This window comes from Paenibacillus sp. EKM10P, assembly GCF_011800655.1.
Lineage (GTDB): Bacteria > Bacillota > Bacilli > Paenibacillales > Paenibacillaceae > Paenibacillus > Paenibacillus polymyxa.
Genome location: NZ_JAALET010000106.1, coordinates 1 through 287, shown reverse-complemented (window position 1 = coordinate 287; position 287 = coordinate 1). Strand labels below are relative to the sequence as shown.

The following is a 287-nucleotide window of genomic DNA, read 5'->3' as shown; positions in this document are numbered from 1 at the left end:
CGGATATCGCTGTTTGGCAAGTCTTGATCCAACTGTCCGAGATAGTTAAAGCTTACTTGTGGCTCGGCAAAAGCTTGATGTTGACCAAGGTTCAGTACATCTGCTTGCTGAATCGCTTGACCAGATTCACTCCAATATCTCCAGATTCCGTAGCCCATTCCCTTATTCGGAATCTGACGCAGGCTCTCTTTGACCTGTTTGATTCGATCCGACAAAGCATGACCACGACCGATATCCAGCAGCACCGGATATGGACTCGTAAACCAGCCTACCGTACGAGAAATGTC

1 protein-coding gene is annotated in these 287 nt (G+C 48.1%); it reads right to left on the bottom strand.

The window, feature by feature from the left end; translation table 11 throughout:
- Window positions 1–287 (bottom strand): condensation domain-containing protein (locus HFE01_RS26640; protein ID WP_167442925.1); only part of this gene is annotated, 287 nt, incomplete at both ends.